This is a genomic window from Pseudomonas putida (assembly GCF_003228315.1).
Classification (GTDB): Bacteria; Pseudomonadota; Gammaproteobacteria; order Pseudomonadales; family Pseudomonadaceae; genus Aquipseudomonas; species Aquipseudomonas putida_S.
The window spans coordinates 1,659,963-1,676,017 of the sequence record NZ_CP029693.1 but is presented as its reverse complement, the minus strand read 5'-3'; the positions used below and the strand labels follow the sequence as shown (position 1 = coordinate 1,676,017).

General features: G+C 60.3%; 22 protein-coding genes. 15 read left to right on the top strand and 7 right to left on the bottom strand.

From position 1 onward, the window contains the following. Nucleotides 1-28: 28 nt before the first annotated feature. A complete protein-coding gene (locus DKY63_RS32370) occupies nt 29-175 on the top strand; it encodes a hypothetical protein (protein ID WP_204354310.1) in 147 nt (48 codons plus the stop codon). A 71-nt stretch (nt 176-246) separates the two neighbouring features. Here DKY63_RS32370 and DKY63_RS07570 read toward each other — a convergent pair whose 3' ends face one another. After that, the gene (locus tag DKY63_RS07570; protein ID WP_110963538.1) at nt 247-519 is read right to left on the bottom strand and encodes a hypothetical protein; all 273 of its coding nucleotides are present in this window, start codon (nt 517-519) and stop codon (nt 247-249) included. Nucleotides 520-779: 260 nt separating this feature from the next. Continuing rightward, entirely contained in the window at nt 780-1,460 is a 681-nt protein-coding gene (locus DKY63_RS07565) for an SOS response-associated peptidase family protein (protein ID WP_110963537.1), read from the bottom strand. Nucleotides 1,461-1,743: 283 nt separating this feature from the next. Between DKY63_RS07565 and DKY63_RS07560 the strand changes: the two genes are divergently transcribed. The 3 genes from DKY63_RS07560 to DKY63_RS07545 all read left to right on the top strand — a co-directional run bounded on the left by DKY63_RS07560 (nt 1,744) and on the right by DKY63_RS07545 (nt 4,082). Next, nucleotides 1,744-2,691 carry an ABC transporter substrate-binding protein gene (locus DKY63_RS07560; protein WP_110963536.1) on the top strand — a complete coding sequence of 316 codons (948 nt, stop codon included), beginning with the start codon at nt 1,744-1,746 and terminating at the stop codon, nt 2,689-2,691. A gap of 152 nt (nt 2,692-2,843) precedes the next feature. Beyond that, nucleotides 2,844-3,743, top strand: a complete 900-nt coding sequence (locus DKY63_RS07550; RefSeq protein WP_110963534.1) for a polysaccharide deacetylase family protein — start codon at nt 2,844-2,846, stop codon at nt 3,741-3,743. A 99-nt stretch (nt 3,744-3,842) separates the two neighbouring features. Next, a complete protein-coding gene (locus tag DKY63_RS07545; RefSeq protein WP_110967875.1) occupies nt 3,843-4,082 on the top strand; it encodes a DUF1652 domain-containing protein in 240 nt (79 codons plus the stop codon). Between the two features lie 162 nt (nt 4,083-4,244). Here the strand turns inward: DKY63_RS07545 and DKY63_RS07540 are convergent, their stop codons facing one another. Then, a complete protein-coding gene (locus DKY63_RS07540; protein WP_110963533.1) occupies nt 4,245-5,129 on the bottom strand; it encodes a LysR family transcriptional regulator in 885 nt (294 codons plus the stop codon). Between the two features lie 127 nt (nt 5,130-5,256). Here DKY63_RS07540 and DKY63_RS07535 point away from each other — a divergent pair, with 127 nt between their 5' ends. From DKY63_RS07535 to DKY63_RS07500, 8 genes are all read left to right on the top strand, one after another. Further along, nucleotides 5,257-6,405: a muconate cycloisomerase family protein gene (locus DKY63_RS07535; protein ID WP_162634881.1), complete on the top strand. Its 1,149-nt coding sequence runs from the start codon at nt 5,257-5,259 to the stop codon at nt 6,403-6,405. 10 nt (nt 6,406-6,415) lie between these two features. Beyond that, nucleotides 6,416-6,706, top strand: coding sequence for a muconolactone Delta-isomerase (gene catC, locus DKY63_RS07530; protein ID WP_110963532.1), 291 nt, complete (start codon nt 6,416-6,418; stop codon nt 6,704-6,706). A gap of 54 nt (nt 6,707-6,760) precedes the next feature. After that, the gene (gene catA / locus DKY63_RS07525; protein ID WP_110963531.1) at nt 6,761-7,690 is read left to right on the top strand and encodes a catechol 1,2-dioxygenase; all 930 of its coding nucleotides are present in this window, start codon (nt 6,761-6,763) and stop codon (nt 7,688-7,690) included. A 215-nt stretch (nt 7,691-7,905) separates the two neighbouring features. Then, nucleotides 7,906-8,865 (top strand): AraC family transcriptional regulator, encoded by a 960-nt coding sequence (locus tag DKY63_RS07520; RefSeq protein ID WP_110963530.1) that lies wholly within the window; start codon nt 7,906-7,908, stop codon nt 8,863-8,865. Between the two features lie 223 nt (nt 8,866-9,088). After that, nucleotides 9,089-10,453 carry a benzoate 1,2-dioxygenase large subunit gene (gene benA / locus DKY63_RS07515; protein WP_110967873.1) on the top strand — a complete coding sequence of 455 codons (1,365 nt, stop codon included), beginning with the start codon at nt 9,089-9,091 and terminating at the stop codon, nt 10,451-10,453. Continuing rightward, nucleotides 10,450-10,938, top strand: coding sequence for a benzoate 1,2-dioxygenase small subunit (gene benB / locus DKY63_RS07510; protein WP_110963529.1), 489 nt, complete (start codon nt 10,450-10,452; stop codon nt 10,936-10,938). Before benA ends, benB begins: the two co-directional genes overlap by 4 nt. A 10-nt stretch (nt 10,939-10,948) precedes the next feature. After that, nucleotides 10,949-11,962, top strand: a complete 1,014-nt coding sequence (benC, locus tag DKY63_RS07505; RefSeq protein WP_110963528.1) for a benzoate 1,2-dioxygenase electron transfer component BenC — start codon at nt 10,949-10,951, stop codon at nt 11,960-11,962. 186 nt (nt 11,963-12,148) lie between these two features. Further along, entirely contained in the window at nt 12,149-12,922 is a 774-nt protein-coding gene (locus DKY63_RS07500; protein ID WP_110963527.1) for a 1,6-dihydroxycyclohexa-2,4-diene-1-carboxylate dehydrogenase, read from the top strand. Between the two features lie 9 nt (nt 12,923-12,931). Here the strand turns inward: DKY63_RS07500 and DKY63_RS07495 are convergent, their stop codons facing one another. Beyond that, nucleotides 12,932-13,294: an NUDIX hydrolase gene (locus DKY63_RS07495; RefSeq protein WP_110963526.1), complete on the bottom strand. Its 363-nt coding sequence runs from the start codon at nt 13,292-13,294 to the stop codon at nt 12,932-12,934. A gap of 222 nt (nt 13,295-13,516) precedes the next feature. Between DKY63_RS07495 and DKY63_RS07490 the strand changes: the two genes are divergently transcribed. Then, a complete protein-coding gene (locus tag DKY63_RS07490) occupies nt 13,517-13,708 on the top strand; it encodes an SPOR domain-containing protein (RefSeq protein ID WP_110963525.1) in 192 nt (63 codons plus the stop codon). A gap of 148 nt (nt 13,709-13,856) precedes the next feature. Here the strand turns inward: DKY63_RS07490 and osmE are convergent, their stop codons facing one another. Both osmE and DKY63_RS07480 read right to left on the bottom strand, forming a co-directional pair. Continuing rightward, nucleotides 13,857-14,210 (bottom strand): osmotically-inducible lipoprotein OsmE, encoded by a 354-nt coding sequence (gene osmE, locus DKY63_RS07485; protein ID WP_110963524.1) that lies wholly within the window; start codon nt 14,208-14,210, stop codon nt 13,857-13,859. A 30-nt stretch (nt 14,211-14,240) separates the two neighbouring features. Next, nucleotides 14,241-14,480, bottom strand: a complete 240-nt coding sequence (locus tag DKY63_RS07480; protein ID WP_110963523.1) for a hypothetical protein — start codon at nt 14,478-14,480, stop codon at nt 14,241-14,243. A 167-nt stretch (nt 14,481-14,647) separates the two neighbouring features. Between DKY63_RS07480 and DKY63_RS07475 the strand changes: the two genes are divergently transcribed. Together DKY63_RS07475 and DKY63_RS07470 are read left to right on the top strand one after the other, a co-directional pair. Next, nucleotides 14,648-14,866: a hypothetical protein gene (locus DKY63_RS07475; RefSeq protein WP_110963522.1), complete on the top strand. Its 219-nt coding sequence runs from the start codon at nt 14,648-14,650 to the stop codon at nt 14,864-14,866. A 73-nt stretch (nt 14,867-14,939) separates the two neighbouring features. Beyond that, the gene (locus DKY63_RS07470; protein WP_110963521.1) at nt 14,940-15,281 is read left to right on the top strand and encodes a hypothetical protein; all 342 of its coding nucleotides are present in this window, start codon (nt 14,940-14,942) and stop codon (nt 15,279-15,281) included. Between the two features lie 3 nt (nt 15,282-15,284). On the opposite strand, the gene DKY63_RS07465 is transcribed toward DKY63_RS07470, so the two are convergent. Next, nucleotides 15,285-15,854, bottom strand: a complete 570-nt coding sequence (locus DKY63_RS07465) for an RrF2 family transcriptional regulator (RefSeq protein ID WP_110963520.1) — start codon at nt 15,852-15,854, stop codon at nt 15,285-15,287. Nucleotides 15,855-16,055: the final 201 nt, after the last annotated feature.

Below are 16,055 nucleotides of genomic sequence, written 5' to 3'. Positions count from 1 at the left end.
GGGTGATCCTTCAGGAAGCGAGGTGCACATGGCCAACGAACCCAAGCGTCCGGATCCGGATGAAGAAGTGGATGAGCCTACGGAAGAAGAGATTGAACAGCAGAAGCGTTCGGTGCCGGACTGGAAGCATCCTGATGACGGTACGGAATTGTCGGAGCCTGATCGCAAGTTCTGAATCAATTGAGCAAAACACATCCCCCTGCAGGAGCCTGCGGCAGCTCCTGCAGGGGGAATGCAATTCAGTGCTCAGATATCTTCCACCGACAAAATCTCGGGATGCAAAGCACGATAGCCCAGCGTCTTGTCGATCCAGGCATTCAACTCATTGACCATCACCGGCGGTTTGCCTGGATAGTTCTTGAGTGTCGAACTCAGCAGATTGTCGATATCGGGAAGTGAGTGCAGGTTTCGGGTTCTTATGTATTGCCCTATAAAAGAGTCGAGTTGGTAGTGCTCCGTCTTTGTGAGATAGACACACGCCAGTTCCACGACTTGATTCTTAGTGAAATCGTCGCGCAATTGAGTTTCTCTGCAAGGCTTGTTTTATGGAATTTCCGGTGTTGCTGACTCTTTGGTCAGCTGGTTGTATCACTGGAAATGCGGCGCGAATGCTAGCGGTACTCATTGCAAATGTATCTATTGACAAGCGGATTGTCTGACAAGCGGTATTGCACCAAATGCGGGCACTTATATAAGTGTTAATTCATTGAAACAGTAGTTGTAACAATTCTGCAGTTCACTTTGTTACATATACCTTTAGTGCTGTCGATAATGCCAATTCAAGTTATCGCTTCGATCAATTCCGCGCCCTGGTTTCTACTGTTGCCAACGGCCTTGGTGACTTTGTACCACTCGAACACCTCGCTCTCTTCACCCTGCAAAAGGACCATTTGTTCGGCCCGCTCCTTGGGGGTCGCAGGGTCCAGCCATTCCCGTGCCAGCTCCGCCGAAAACACCACCGGCCTGCGGTCATGGATGTCCACCATGCCGCCCGCACTGTCGGCCGTGATGATGACAAAACCATCGTCGTCGCGGGGCATGGCGCTGCCGATGGGAAATTGCCCGATCGCCGCGCAGTAAACCGGCTTTCGGTCCCGTCGTCGAATCAGCCAGGGCTGTCGTGTGCCATCGCCGGCGTCGACCCATTCGAACCAGTTGTCGACCGGACAGATCGCGCGGTGCGGCCAGATCGCCCGGAAGAACGGGCCATGGGCGACTTTCTCCACCCGGGCATTGATCGGTGCCGCGCGATCCTTCGCCCAGTGCGGTCGCCAACTCCAGCGCTGCATATCGGCGTGCAGCCCATCGTCCTCCCGATGCAGCAGCGCCAGTTGTGTGGTCGGCGCGGCGTTGTAGTGCGCCAGGGGCTGGTCGCCGACATGATTGATCAACGCGTCGGGGATGCTCAGCACCGCCACGAAATCGTGAATGCCCCGGTATTGCGACAGGCGTCCGCACATTTGCGAATCCTCCACGTCTCCCACTGTAGGAGCGAGCCTGCTCGCGATGGTCGTCAACGATAACGCTGCGAGTCTGACACCCCGCGGTGTTCTGTCGTACATCGCGAGCGTGCTCGCTCCTACAGGTATAGCTCCGAGATGTTGATGGGGAAACACTCTGCACAGTGACTGTTGCCGGGCCAACAGCGGACGAGGCGGGTGATTAGTTTATGCATAAATAGAATTTAAAAAGCTTCTTGTAAGAGCGTTATGGTCTATCGCCATCACTTCCAAGGAGCCCCCGATGAACCTGTCCCGATTCGTGCGCAGTCTGCTGACCAGTGCCCTGTTTGCCGCACCACTTGCCTATGCAGCCGACCCCGTCGTCCTGCACGTGGGCGACCAGAATTACTACAACATCCGCGCGTCGGTGGAGGCCTCGGGCGTGTTCAAGGACGCGCCGTATACCGTGGATTGGAAACACTTCCAGGCCGCCGCGCCGCTGGCCGAAGCCTTGAACACCGGTGCGTTGGACCTGGGTTTTCTCGGCGATTCAGGCTTTCTGTTCCTTGCCGCCAAACAGGCGCCGGTCAAGCTGATCGGCGTATCAAGGCAGAACCCCGACACCATCGCCTTGCTGGTGCCCAAGGATTCACCGGTGAAAACCATCGCCGATCTCAAGGGCAAGAAAGTCGCCTACTGGCCCGGCGCCTGGAGCCAGCAACTGACCTTGCGCGCCCTGGAAAATGCCGACTTGCCGGAAAACTATGTCGACTTCATCAAGCTGATGCCAATCGATGCCGCCGCCGCGTTACCCCAGGGCAGTATCGATGCCTTCCCGGTCTGGGAACCCTACATCTCCCAACAGATCCTGTTCTCAGGCGCGCGACCGATCCTGACCGCGAAAAACCTGATGCCCGGCCTGAGCGCCATCGCCGCCTCGACGCCATCGATCGACAGCAAGCGTGACGCCATTGCCGACTTCCTCGCGCGCCTGAAAAAGGCCCGGGCCTGGGTCGACAACAACACTGACCAGTACGCCGACCTGTGGGCGAAAAAAGCCAACCTCGATCAGGACGTCTCGCGCCACTGGTTGCGCCAGGCGCACATGACCGTCGGCCCGGTGGACGCGCAGGCGGCCAAGGACCTGCAAAGCACGGCGGACTTCCTGTTCAAGGTCAAGGCGCTGCCGACTGAGCTGGCGACCGCTCCAATCATCGACAGCTCGTTCCAGCAGGCGCTGGCGAATTAAGCGAAACAACTGTAGGAGCGAGCACGCTCGCGATGCACGACGGAACACCGCGGGGTATCAGACTCCCAGCGTTATCGTTGACGACCATCGCGAGCAGGCTCGCTCCTACAGGTAAGATGTCCGCTTCGTAGACGTCTGGCCCAAAGCAAAACATGAAACAGCTGTTCAAGGTTTTCACCGCAATGGCCATGGCAGCCAGTCTGCTGGGCTGTATCGCCGCGCCCATCGAGTTGACCCCGCAGACCGAACAACGGCTGCAAGCCCAGCCACCGATCCGCTTCCTGCTGACCTTCGACGACGGTCCCAGCGCATCGAGCTTCTGGAACCCCACCGAAACCGTGCTGGACAGCCTCTCGCGCAACCCGGTGCAGACCGACATCAAGGCCGTGTTCTTTGTGCAGACCCAGGCCACCCGCGCCGGCAACAGTGATATCGGGCGTGCAGTCATGCACCGCGAGCGGGACGCCGGGCACATTCTGGCGTTTCACACGGCCACGCCTTCCCATACTAATCACCGCTCGCTAAGCCCGCAGGAGCTCGAAACAGCACTCACCCAGGGCTGCGCCGATATCGCCGCGATTACCGGGGCACCCCCGACGCTGCTGCGCCCGCCGTTCTGGAACTACGACAAGCGCACCTTCGCCGCGTATCAGCAGCATGGCCTGCACGTGCTGCTGACTGACCTGAGTGCCAATGACGGCAAGATCTGGGGTTTCAACGCCAGCCCGCGGCGGCGGGCGCATTTCCTGCGCTCGATGTCCGAGGTGCGTGAGCGCATCGCCCAGGGCGAGTTGCCGGTGGTCGACGGGGTGATCCCGGTGGTAGTGACCTTCCATGATCTGAACCGCTACACCGCCCGGCATACCCGCGAATACCTGCAAATCCTCCTCGACAGCGCCCGGGCGACCGGGGTGAAAACCGCGGAGCAGCCGTTTTACGATGACACCGCCGCGCTGCAACGGGCGGCGATGGCCCGTACCGTGCGCGACATTTCGCAACCGGTGCAGCTGCCGGGGTTCTGGAATTGGATCTGGAAGCGAAATACCGAGTGAAGGAAGGCTCGAATATGAGAGCTGGGTAGCATTTTGACAGCGGCAAAGATGGCAAAAGGCATCTACGCTGATTGGATCCCATCCGCCGAGGCACCCGCCATGCTTCCCATCTCAGTGTTGTGCAACATCGTGGAGTCCGGATTCGCGCCCCTGTCCTGCGAGTGCACGGAGTATGGCGGCCTGCTGCGCATCGAAGTCTACGAGCCCGCCACCGGCCGGGTGGAGCTGCTGATCAGCGGCGTGTCCACCGAGCAGTTGACCAGCGTGCGGGCCATTTCCGACCTGGTGGGCGAGTTGCGCAACGAGATGAGCGCGGGGCGCCGGGCGTTTGCCGGGTGACTCCATATCGCCTATTGAATGCCTGTTCCTGAAACAAACCCTTGTGGGAGCGAGCCTGCTCGCGAAAAACGCCCGGACAACACATTCATTCAGACAATGCGCGTTATCGTTGACGTCCATCGCGAGCAGGCTCGCTCCCACAAGGGGTCCTGCAACCCGTTGTCAGTCCCTGGGCAGCAACTCATCAATCATCTTCAAACAATGATTCAACCCCGGTGAAACATCCCCCACGCGCCGGCTGAGGATGATCGGCGAGGTGGCGTTGTCTTCCAGAAGCGGGGTGAAGCCGATGTCGTCGCGGTGCAGCAATTGCACCGAGGCCGGCACCAGGGTGATACCGATGCCGGCGCCCACCAGACCGATGGCCGTTTGCAGTTCGTTGGTCCATTGCGCCACGTGAATGCTCACGCCATAGGATTCGAACAGCGCGATCACGTGGTCGGCGTAGCTGGGGCGCGGGTTGCCGGGGTAGAGCACGAAGGGCTCCCGGGCCAGGTCGCGCAGGCTGATGGGGCCGGCGAGCAACGGGTGGCCGGCGGGCAGGGCGGCGACCAGGCGGTCTTCGGTCAAGACGGTCTGGACAATCGCCGGGTCGTCGATGCGAATACGGCCGAAGCCGATATCGATCCGCCCGGCCTTGAGCGCCTGCACCTGTTGCAGGGTGGTCATCTCTGACAGCCCCAGCTCCAGTTCCAGCGGCTCGCCACTGCGCAGGCGGCGAATCAATTCCGGCAGCACCCCGTAAAGCGTCGAAGGCGCAAAACCGATCCCCAACCAGGTCTTTTCCCCCAAACCGATACGCCGCGTATTGTCGCGGACCTTGTTCAGTTGTTCGAGCAAGGCGGAGGAGTGTTCGTAGAAGAAACGTCCGGCCTCGGTCAGCTTCAGCGGTCGACCGCGCTCAAGCAGGATCACCCCCAACTCATCCTCCAGTTGCTGGATCTGCCGGCTCAGGGGCGGTTGGGCGATGTGCAGCAGCTCGGCGGCGCGGGTGAAATTGAGGGTTTGAGCCAGTACCTGGAAATAACGCAGGTGACGCAGTTCCATGGAGCCTCCGGGCATTCTTCGGTTGCATACCTTTAAGGTATCAAATCAGACCAATTCTATATTGGCATCGCGAAAAAAGCCGTACCAGAATCGGCCCCAGAACTCCAAGAACCTGATGGGTATCGAAATGCTTGCAACTGCCATTGAGTCGATCGAGACGATCATCGTCGATCTGCCCACCATCCGCCCGCACAAGCTGGCGATGCACACCATGCAGAACCAGACCCTGGTGATCATTCGTGTGCGTTGCGCCGACGGCATCGAAGGGATCGGCGAATCCACCACCATCGGTGGCCTGGCTTACGGCAACGAAAGCCCGGACAGCATCAAGACCAACATCGACACGCACTTCGCGCCCTTGCTGATCGGCCAGGACAGCGGCAACGTCAACGCTGCCATGTTGCGTCTGGAACGCAGCATCCGTGGCAACACCTTCGCCAAGTCCGGTATCGAAACCGCCTTGCTCGACGCCCAGGGCAAGCGTCTTGGCCTGCCGGTCAGCGAACTGCTGGGCGGCCGTGTTCGCGACTCACTGCCAGTGGCCTGGACCCTGGCCAGCGGCGATACCGAGAAGGACATCGCCGAAGCGGAAAAAATGCTCGACCTGCGTCGCCACCGCATCTTCAAGCTGAAAATCGGTGCCGGTGAAGTCAACCGCGACCTGGCCCACGTGATTGCGATCAAGAAAGCCCTGGGCGACCGCGCCAGCGTGCGGGTCGACGTTAACCAGGCCTGGGACGAAGCCGTCGCCTTGCGCGCCTGCCGCATCCTCGGCACCAACGGCATCGACCTGATCGAACAGCCGATCTCGCGCAACAACCGCGCCGGCATGGCGCGCCTGAATGCCATGAGCCCGGCGCCGATCATGGCCGACGAGTCCATCGAGTGCGTGGAAGATGCGTTCAACCTGGCCCGCGAAGGCGCGGCCTCGGTATTCGCCCTGAAGATCGCCAAGAACGGTGGCCCGCGTGCCGTGTTGCGCACCGCTTCCATCGCCGAAGCCGCTGGCATCGCCCTGTACGGCGGCACCATGCTCGAAGGCGGGCTGGGTACCATGGCTTCGGCCCATGCCTTTGTCACCCTGAACAAACTGGCGTGGGACACCGAGCTGTTTGGCCCGCTGCTGCTGACCGAAGACATTCTCAGCCAGCCGCTGGTTTACAAGGATTTCGAACTGCACGTGCCCAACACCCCGGGTCTGGGCCTGAGCCTGGATGAAGAGCGCCTGGCGTTCTTCCGCCGCGACAAGACTTCCACTGCCATTCATCAAGCCTGAGGAGAGCATTATGCTGTTCCACGTAAAGATGACCGTGAATCTGCCGGTCGACATGAACCCCGAGCGCGCCTCGCAGCTCAAGGCTGACGAAAAAGCCCTGGCGCAACGCCTGCAGGACCAGGGCAAGTGGCGTCACCTGTGGCGCATCGCCGGCCAGTACGCCAACTTCAGCGTGTTCGATGTCGACAGCGTCCAGGAACTGCATGATCTGCTGATGCAATTGCCGCTGTTCCCGTACATGGCGATCGAAGTGACCCCGATGTGCCGGCACCCTTCTTCGATCCGCGAGGATGACCGCTGAACCCAGCCTGTTCAGCGCGCTTTGCCAATAATTACAAGATGAGGAACCCCTAAAATGAACGTCAAGATTTCCCACACTGCCGAAGTACAGAAATTTCTCGAAGAAGCCGCCGGCCTGCATAACGATGCCGGCGATGCGCGCACCAAGGCGCTGATCTACCGCATCCTGCGTGACTCGGTGAACATCATCGAAGACTTGGCCGTGACCCCGGAAGAGTTCTGGAAAGCGGTCAACTACCTGAACGTGCTGGGCGCTCGCCAGGAAGCCGGTCTGGTGGTGGCTGGCCTGGGTCTGGAGCATTACCTGGACCTGCTGATGGACGCCGAAGACGAGCAGGCCGGCAAGACCGGCGGCACCCCGCGCACCATCGAAGGCCCGCTGTACGTGGCCGGTGCACCGTTGTCCGAGGGCGAAGCGCGCCTGGACGATGGCCAGGATCCGGGTGTGACCCTGTTCATGCAGGGCCGCGTGTTCAACACCGCTGGCGAACCCCTGGCTGGCGCCGTGGTAGATGTGTGGCACGCCAACACGGGCGGCACCTATTCGTACTTCGATGCTTCCCAGTCGGAATTCAACCTGCGTCGCCGTATCGTCACCGATGCTGAAGGCCGCTACCGTTTCCGCAGCATCGTGCCGTCGGGCTACGGCTGCCCACCGGATGGTCCGACCCAGCAACTGCTCGATCAACTGGGCCGTCACGGCCAGCGTCCGGCGCACGTGCACTTCTTCATCTCCGCACCGGATCACCGTCACCTGACCACCCAGATCAACCTGGATGGCGAGAAGTACCTGCACGACGACTTCGCCTACGCCACCCGTGACGAGCTGATCGCCAAGATCACCTTCAGCGAAGATCAGGCGCGTGCAGCGGCTTACGGTGTCAGCGGTCGCTTCGCCGAGATCGAATTCGACTTCACCCTGCAGTCGTCGGCCCAACCGGAAGAGCAGCAGCGTCACGAGCGGGTGCGTGCCCTCGAGGATTGATCCCCTCTAACCTGTAGGAGCGAGCCTGCTCGCGATGGTCGATAACGATGACGCGGGGTACCTGATACCCCGCGGCGTTCTCAAGTACATCGCGAGCAGGCTCGCTCCTACAGGTTTTGTTGCGAACCTTCCACAGGTCAGTCCGTTGATACACCTTCGCCAGTACTGCCCTAGAATGGCCCGATGCACCCTATAACAACAACGAGAGTGAGCCGATGATGCAAGCGCAACTGCTGAGTCAGCGCAGTACGATTTTCGACCATGCCGACCCGTATGCGGTATCGGGCTACGTCAATCAGCATGTCGGTAACCACTGCATTCTCATGCCACGCGCCGGGCATCCTCTGGCCAGTCTCAACCATCGCAAGTTCGCCAGCCTCGACCTGTGCCGCATCAGCTATGGCGGCAGCGTTCGCGTCACCTCCGGCGCGCTGGAGACCATCTACCACCTGCAAGTGCTGTTGCGCGGCAATTGCCTGTGGCGCGGTCACGGCCAGGAACATTACTTCGCCCCCGGCGAATTGCTGCTGATCAACCCCGACGATCCGGTGGACCTGACGTACTCCGACGATTGCGAAAAATTCATCCTCAAGGTTCCGACCGCTTTGTTCGAATCGGTTTGCGACGAACAACGCTGGCGGTATCCGGGGCAGGGCGTGCGGTTTCTGGAAAACCGTTATCAGCTGGGAGAACTGGAAGGCTTCGTCAACCTGCTGGCAATGATTTGCCAGGAGGCCGAGTCAACCGAGCAGATCCCCAGGGTGCAGGAGCACTACGCGCAGATCATCGCCAGCAAGATGCTGAGCCTGATGAAGACCAATGTCAGCCGCCTGGAAATCGGCTCGCAGACCGCGACGTTCGAAGCGATTGCCGACTACATCGGCAAGAACCTCAAGCAGAACCTGGACAGTGAAGATCTGGCGCGACAGGCGCACATGAGCCTGCGTTCCTTCTATGCCCTGTTTGAGCGCAACGCCGAGACTACCCCGAAAAACTACATCCGCCAGAAACGCCTGGAGCGCATCCGCGCCTGCCTGAGCGACCCGACCTGCAACGTACGCAACGTCACCGAAGTGGCCATGGATTACGGCTTCCTGCACCTGGGCCGGTTCTCCGACAGCTATCGCAAGCAATTCGGCGAATTGCCGTCCGATACCCTCAAGCGCCGGCACTGATCTCGTAAACACCCTTGCACCTGTGGGAGCAAGGCTTGCCCGCGATGAGGCCGGCACATTCAACATTGATGTTGGCTGACACGACGCCATCGCGAGCAAGCTCTGCTCCCACAAAACCCACCCTGCACAAAACGGATAAAGGTCTGCACCCCGCGGATAGTCCGCCCCATTGCCCCGTCCTAGCATGAGCCTTGCCTGAACAATAACAATGGAGGCGGCGGCCATGACCCTGCGACCCGAATACCTTCACTCCCTGCTTGAAGACGACCCTGCCCAAGGCATCTATCGCTGCAAGCGCGAGATGTTCACCGACCCGCGCCTGTTTGACCTGGAGATGAAACACATCTTCGAAGGCAACTGGCTGTATCTGGCTCACGAAAGCCAGATCCCCAACATCAACGATTTCTACACCACCACCATGGGGCGCCAGTCGATCTTCATCGCGCGCAACAAGGACGGTGTGCTCAACGCCTTCATCAACGCCTGCAGTCACCGCGGCGCGACCCTGTGCCGGCACAAGTCCGGCAACAAGAGCTCCTACACCTGTCCGTTCCACGGCTGGACCTTCAACAACTCCGGCAAGCTGCTCAAGGTCAAGGACCCGGCCAACGCCGGCTACCCGTCGAGCTTCAACTGCGAAGGCTCCCACGACCTGACCAGGGTTGCGCGTTTCGAGTCCTATCGCGGCTTCCTGTTCGGCAGCCTCAATGCCGATGTACTGCCGCTGGTTGAGCACCTGGGCGAGTCGGCGAAGATCATCGACATGATCGTCGACCAGTCCCCCGATGGCCTGGAAGTGCTGCGCGGTTCCTCCAGCTACATCTACGAAGGCAACTGGAAGCTCACCGCCGAAAACGGTGCTGACGGCTATCACGTCAGCTCCGTGCACTGGAACTACGCCGCCACCCAGAACCAGCGCAAGCAGCGCGAGGCCGGCGACGAAAACCCGACCATGAGCGCCGGCAGCTGGGCCAAGCAAGGCGGCGGTTTCTATTCCTTCGACAAGGGCCACATGCTGCTCTGGACCCGTTGGGCCAACCCTGAAGACCGTCCGCTGTACGAGCGTCGTGACGAGCTGGCGCAGGATTTCGGCAAGGCGCGCGCCGACTGGATGATCGAGAACTCGCGCAACCTGTGCCTGTACCCGAACGTGTACCTGATGGACCAGTTCAGCTCGCAGATCCGCATTGCCCGGCCGATTTCGGTCGATCGCACGGAAATCACCATCTACTGCATCGCTCCCAAGGGCGAAAGCGATCACGCGCGCTCCAGCCGTATCCGCCAGTACGAAGACTTCTTCAACGTCAGCGGCATGGCCACCCCGGATGACCTGGAGGAATTCCGCTCCTGCCAGACCAGCTACCAGGGCAGCGTCACCACCTGGAACGACATGTCCCGTGGCGCCGAGCACTGGATCGAAGGCGCCGATGACGCGGCGAAGGAAATCGACCTGCACCCGCTGCTCAGTGGCGTACGTACTGAAGATGAAGGCCTGTTCGTGCTGCAACACAAGTACTGGCAGCAGACCATGCTCAAGGCGCTGGATGCCGAGCAGTCCAGGCTGATCGCCGTGGAGGACGTGCAATGACCATCACCTATGACGCCGTGCGCGACTTCCTCTTCCGCGAAGCCCGCTATCTGGACGATCGCCAATGGGACGAGTGGCTGGAACTGTACGCCCCGGACGCGACGTTCTGGATGCCGGCCTGGGACGACAACGACGAGTTGACCGAGGACCCGCAGCGGGAAATCTCGCTGATCTGGTACGGCAACCGCACCGGCCTTGAAGACCGCATCTTCCGCATCAAGACCGAGCGTTCCAGCGCCAGCGTTCCGGACACCCGCACCTCCCACAACATCAGCAACATCGAGCTGCTGGAGCAAGCCGACGGCCTGTGCAAGGTGCGTTTCAACTGGCACACCCTGAGCTTTCGCTACAAGGTCGTCGACAGCTACTTCGGCAGCAGCTTCTACACCCTTGATGTGCGCGGTGAAAACCCGCTGATCAAGGCCAAGAAAGTGATCCTGAAGAACGACTACGTTCGCCAGGTCATCGATGTTTACCATTTGTGAGGCTGCCGTCATGACCCATTCCATCGCGTTCAACTTCGAAGACGGCGTCACCCGGTTCATCGACGCCAATGCCGGCGAAACCGTGGCCGATGCCGCGTACCGCCAGGGCATCAACATTCCGCTGGACTGCCGCGACGGCGCCTGCGGCACCTGCAAGTGCTTCGCCGAGGCCGGCACCTATGATCTGGGCGAGGAATACATCGAAGACGCCCTCAGCCCCGAAGAGGCTGAAAAAGGCTTTGTCCTGACCTGCCAGATGCGCGCCAAGAGCGATTGCGTGGTGCGCGTGCCGACGTCTTCGGAAGTCTGCCGCACCCGCCAGGCCAGCTACGACGCAACCATCAGCGCCGTGCGCCAGTTGTCCGACAGCACCATCGCGCTGTCGATCAAGGGCGAGTCCCTGAGCAAGCTGGCGTTCCTGCCGGGGCAGTATGTGAACCTGGGCATTCCGGGCAGCGAGCAGACCCGCGCCTATTCGTTCAGCTCGTTGCAGCGCGACGGCGAAGTCAGCTTCCTGATTCGCAACGTGCCGGGCGGGCTGATGAGCAGCTTCCTCACCGGCATGGCCAAGGCGGGCGACAGCATGAGCCTGGCGGGGCCTTTGGGCAGTTTCTACCTGCGCGATATCCGTCGGCCGCTGTTGCTGCTGGCCGGTGGCACCGGGCTGGCGCCATTCACCGCGATGCTGGAGAAAATCGCCGAGCAGGGCAGCGAGCATCCGCTGCATTTGATCTACGGCGTGACCCACGATTTCGACCTGGTGGAGATGGATCGCCTGGAAGCCTTCGCCGCGCGCATCCCCAACTTCACCTACAGCGCCTGCGTCGCCAGCCCCGACAGCCAGCACCCGCTCAAGGGCTACGTGACCCAGCACATCGAGCCCAAGCACCTGAACGATGGCGATGTCGATGTCTACCTGTGCGGCCCGCCGCCGATGGTGGAAGCGGTCAGCAAGTACATCGGTGAGCAGGGTATTCAGCCGGCGAATTTCTACTACGAGAAGTTTGCTGCCAGCGCGGCGTGATCTGCGAAGTGATAGTGAGGGCGTGCTCGAATGGCGCCCTCGGCAAAGATCCCCTGTAGGAGCGAGCCTGCTCGCGAAAAACCAGAGAGCACCGCATTCATTCAGGCAGCCCGCGTCATCGTTGGCCACCATCGCGAGCAGGCTCGCTCCTACAGGGTTATGGGCATTGGTCGTCACGAGGTACACATGAACAGATTTCACGAAAAAGTCGCGCTGATCACCGGCGCCGCCCAGGGCATCGGGCGGCGGGTGGCCGAGCGCATGGCGGCTGAAGGGGCGAAGCTGATTCTGGTGGATCGCTCCGAACTGGTGTTCGAGGTGCAGCAGGCGCTGGGGCAGAACAGCCAGGTCCTGGCCCTGACCGCCGACCTTGAGCAATACGAAGAATGCAGCCGGGTGATGCAAACCGCGGTCGAGCGCTTCGGTCGTCTCGACGTGCTGATCAACAACGTCGGCGGCACCATCTGGGCCAAGCCGTTCGAGCATTACGAGGCATCGAAGATCGAGGCGGAAGTGCGCCGCTCGCTGTTCCCGACCCTGTGGTGCTGTCATGCCGCGCTGCCGTTCATGCTGGAGCAGGGCAGCGGGGCGATCGTCAACGTGTCGTCCATCGCCACCCGCAGCATCAACCGCGTGCCGTACGGCGCGGCAAAGGGCGGGGTGAATGCCCTGACCGCGTGCCTGGCGTTCGAAACCGCCGGTCGCGGCGTGCGGGTCAATGCCACGGCGCCCGGCGGCACCGAGGCGCCGCCCCGGGTGATTCCGCGCAACAGCGCCGAACAGAGTGCCCAGGAAAAAGTCTGGTACCAGCAGATCGTCGACCAGACCCTCGACAGCAGTTTGATGAAGCGCTACGGCACGCTGGATGAACAGGCCGGCGCCATTCTGTTTTTGGCCAGCGACGAAGCCTCCTACATCACCGGCATGGTCATGCCGGTGGGCGGTGGCGATCAGGGATAACCGACGGAGTTACAGGCGACGCTGAAACGCCCGGATGATTTTGAGCGTGGCGTCGCTGGTATCGAGGTTGTGGATCGCGTTCAGCGGAAACCACATGCAGTCGAAGATTTCGTTCAACGGCCGGGCCTGGTCGGTTTCCAGCGTGGAGGCCTCGTAGACATGGTGGCGGGTTTTGCCCGATTGCAGCTCCATCAGGTAGAGCATGTCTTCCACGCCCAGCCCGGTTTCTTCCGCCAGTTCGCGAGCGGCAGCACTGGCATGGGTCTCGCCGCTTTCCACCTTTCCGCCAGGCAACATCCAGCGACTCTTCGGTTTTCTGACCAGAAGAATGTGGCGGTCCTGCTCGCAAATGACGGTGGCGCGTACTTTCATGGGTTGCTCATGGATGCTCGGTGGTTGCTGTCATAAAAGTGTAACAAAAAAGCAATAATCAAGCTGGATCCATTGCCGCAGGCATTTGCCATGTTGAGGCGTTTTCAGGGGTAAAAGTGCCATTCAGGTGGTGTTTGATGCGACGTTCGGTCGTTTTCCCGGCGAACTGCGGGTGTAAGGTAGGTTAGTGAGCTTTGGAATCTTGCCGAGAAGGAGATGACCATGAGTGTTCCGATGCTGAACAGAATGCATATGAACGGTTATGACGTACTCAGCGTGAACAACGGCCCCTGGCGGGTCTGCACCAAGGGTGATCGGCTCGGGTCGTTTGCCAGCAGGGAGGAAGCACTGGCGTTTGCCGCCTCATTGCCCGGCTACAGAACACGATCGGGCAGGCAGTCGCGCAGCGAATAACCCAATCGTTGAACCATGTCGAAATACCGCTGTATCTGTAGGAGCGAGCATGCTCGCGATGGTCGTTAACGATAACGCGTGCTTACTGATTGAACGCGTCGTCCTTGAGATCATCGCGAGCAGGCTCGCTCCTACATGAATCACTTCATTAATAACCACCGCCCCCGCTGGAACGTGCAGGTTCACGGGCTTTCTGCTGGGCGCTGCTCCATTCGGCACAGGTCATGAAACCCTTGTGATCAACCTTGCCACGGCTATCGAAGCTGATGTTGTACGGTTGTCGGCGGTCGGGCTGGACCAGTTTGTAATCGAAACAGGTGCCAGCCTCGACAGTGCGGTTACTGATCGACAGCGGCGCTCCGCCGATTTGCTGGACCTGCTCCTGGCTCATGCCGATCTGGACCTTGGCCACCAGGGGTTGATCGCGAAATACTTGCGAGTCGGTATTGCAGCCTGCCAGCGTCATCATCGCGATGACGAACACAGGCAGAGTTCTGTTCATGGTCTGGCTCCTCTACTGATCAGCGTTCTTTCATTCCGGCTTGTTGCGGCTGATGACCTTGGCCTTGACCTCCTCGGCGTAGCCCAGCAATCGCTCTTCGTCCCCCTGAAACAGATCGCACAGCCGCTGCACGGCTTGCGCATCGACTTCATTGCCCGCCTGGCGCAGCTGTTGCGCTATTCGCACAAGCTCTACCGCCGACCATCGCAGGTCCGACGCGAGCCCTTGCAGATCGCGCCGCAGCGCTTGTTCCGATTCGTTAAGCCACATGATGACCTCCTGTATCTCTGCGCTAAAAGGTTAGACCCATTTGCGCCGGCGGGGGTTGAGTTCGTCAGTGGCGTTGTGCCTTCCTTTGGTCGGGAAATTGGTGCGAAATGGAAAATCCGCTGTCGTAGGGAGGTAGCGATTTATCGCCAGGGCAGGGGACGTTCAACATGACGGCAACCGATGACTTTCGAGCGCATGCCCATCAACTGATCGCCGACCTGGACGCGGCCACCAGTGAAATGATGAACCTCATCAGCGAACACCAGCTCAGCGGGCCGGAATGGGACCGGGTGAGCCAGTGGCAGCACGAAGCCTATGAGCGCTGGATGAGTTATTTGAACGAGCAGTCATACCCGAGGCCCGGCGATTTGAGCGCCAGTCGCTGAAAACCGGAGCAGTCCATGGCTGTCCGGACGGCGGCAGGCTACATTGTCTTTTTTCAGGAGTTAAGGGCGCTTCATGCAGAGTCGGATGTGGTTGGGGGGAGTGGTTTTGGCATTGCTGGCGGGCTGTTCGTTGCCGGCGTCACTGGTACCGGGCGAGCCGAATATGGGCAAGTACAGTGACAAGCCGCCGAAGGAGCTTGCCGCCTGTGTGCTGCCGCTCTGGCAACAAGAGGTGTCGCACACCACACAAGCGTCGATATCCAACGGCTACCGGATCACCGCGCCGAGCATCATCACTGCCGATGAGATTCTGGATATCGTGAAATACAAGGATGGCAGCCGGGTGTCGCTCTACCAGGGGCCGCCCTGGGCGAAGTCGGGCGCCATGCGCAAGGCAGTGCGCGACTGCCTGTAACCGTCAGTTCGAGATTTCGGTGACCTGGATGAGTTGATCGTCACTCGTCTGGGCACCGCTGGCGCCTTTCCTGTCGCGACGATCATTCATCCAGCTTTCCAGCTTTTCTCCAAACTCTGCCGGCGCCTTGCGCCCGACCTTGCGGGCGATGTCCAGGATCGTTTGCTGGTCCAGAGCCTCTTCCATGCGCTTTTGTGCCGTCAGCATGGCGGCATGGATCGAGCAGCGTCCTTCCACCGCCCATTCCGGCGTCAGGCCTTCAAACAACGCGCAACGACCGCGAATCTCCCGGCATTCGAAAATCGCCTTGCGCCCGTCGATGGCGTTGACGATGTCCAGCAGGGTGATTTCGTCAGCAGGCCGCGCCAGCTTGAAACCACCGCGCACGCCTTCGGTGGCGGCCACCAGTTTGGCCTTGGCCAGTTTGGTGAAGATTTTCGCCAGATAGTCCAGCGGCACGCCTTGCAGCTCGGCAAGGTCGCGCACGCTCGCTTCGCGGGTGTCGCCGTGATTGCCGACCAGGAACGCCAGGCAGTGAATGCCGTACTCGACGCCGGCACTGTAAAGAGCCATCAGATATCTCCGACTAATGTTGTCGCAAATGCTACCAGCTAGGGGCTTTCTGGACAACGAGTGCGTTTTTCCCATTCTGTGATGGGTTCGGCGAAGCGCAATGGATACGGGTTCATCAGTCTGTATCAATCTCATCGATGGAACTCATTGAAAGAAATCCGTTGCGAGGATTAACTCGGATCAATATAGTCGTAGTTGTCA

Excerpts from the sequence above, each read along its gene's own strand:
- DKY63_RS32370 (WP_204354310.1), top strand. The coding sequence starts at position 29 with ATGGCCAACGAACCCAAGCGTCCGGATCCGGATGAAGAAGTGGATGAG.
- DKY63_RS07565 (WP_110963537.1), bottom strand. The coding sequence starts at position 1,460 with ATGTGCGGACGCCTGTCGCAATACCGGGGCATTCACGATTTCGTGGCG.
- DKY63_RS07560 (WP_110963536.1), top strand. The coding sequence starts at position 1,744 with ATGAACCTGTCCCGATTCGTGCGCAGTCTGCTGACCAGTGCCCTGTTT.
- DKY63_RS07550 (WP_110963534.1), top strand. The coding sequence starts at position 2,844 with ATGAAACAGCTGTTCAAGGTTTTCACCGCAATGGCCATGGCAGCCAGT.
- DKY63_RS07545 (WP_110967875.1), top strand. The coding sequence starts at position 3,843 with ATGCTTCCCATCTCAGTGTTGTGCAACATCGTGGAGTCCGGATTCGCG.
- DKY63_RS07540 (WP_110963533.1), bottom strand. The coding sequence starts at position 5,129 with ATGGAACTGCGTCACCTGCGTTATTTCCAGGTACTGGCTCAAACCCTC.
- DKY63_RS07535 (WP_162634881.1), top strand. The coding sequence starts at position 5,257 with ATGCTTGCAACTGCCATTGAGTCGATCGAGACGATCATCGTCGATCTG.
- catC (WP_110963532.1), top strand. The coding sequence starts at position 6,416 with ATGCTGTTCCACGTAAAGATGACCGTGAATCTGCCGGTCGACATGAAC.
- catA (WP_110963531.1), top strand. The coding sequence starts at position 6,761 with ATGAACGTCAAGATTTCCCACACTGCCGAAGTACAGAAATTTCTCGAA.
- DKY63_RS07520 (WP_110963530.1), top strand. The coding sequence starts at position 7,906 with ATGATGCAAGCGCAACTGCTGAGTCAGCGCAGTACGATTTTCGACCAT.
- benA (WP_110967873.1), top strand. The coding sequence starts at position 9,089 with ATGACCCTGCGACCCGAATACCTTCACTCCCTGCTTGAAGACGACCCT.
- benB (WP_110963529.1), top strand. The coding sequence starts at position 10,450 with ATGACCATCACCTATGACGCCGTGCGCGACTTCCTCTTCCGCGAAGCC.
- benC (WP_110963528.1), top strand. The coding sequence starts at position 10,949 with ATGACCCATTCCATCGCGTTCAACTTCGAAGACGGCGTCACCCGGTTC.
- DKY63_RS07500 (WP_110963527.1), top strand. The coding sequence starts at position 12,149 with ATGAACAGATTTCACGAAAAAGTCGCGCTGATCACCGGCGCCGCCCAG.
- DKY63_RS07495 (WP_110963526.1), bottom strand. The coding sequence starts at position 13,294 with ATGAAAGTACGCGCCACCGTCATTTGCGAGCAGGACCGCCACATTCTT.
- DKY63_RS07490 (WP_110963525.1), top strand. The coding sequence starts at position 13,517 with ATGAGTGTTCCGATGCTGAACAGAATGCATATGAACGGTTATGACGTA.
- osmE (WP_110963524.1), bottom strand. The coding sequence starts at position 14,210 with ATGAACAGAACTCTGCCTGTGTTCGTCATCGCGATGATGACGCTGGCA.
- DKY63_RS07480 (WP_110963523.1), bottom strand. The coding sequence starts at position 14,480 with ATGTGGCTTAACGAATCGGAACAAGCGCTGCGGCGCGATCTGCAAGGG.
- DKY63_RS07475 (WP_110963522.1), top strand. The coding sequence starts at position 14,648 with ATGACGGCAACCGATGACTTTCGAGCGCATGCCCATCAACTGATCGCC.
- DKY63_RS07470 (WP_110963521.1), top strand. The coding sequence starts at position 14,940 with ATGCAGAGTCGGATGTGGTTGGGGGGAGTGGTTTTGGCATTGCTGGCG.
- DKY63_RS07465 (WP_110963520.1), bottom strand. The coding sequence starts at position 15,854 with ATGGCTCTTTACAGTGCCGGCGTCGAGTACGGCATTCACTGCCTGGCG.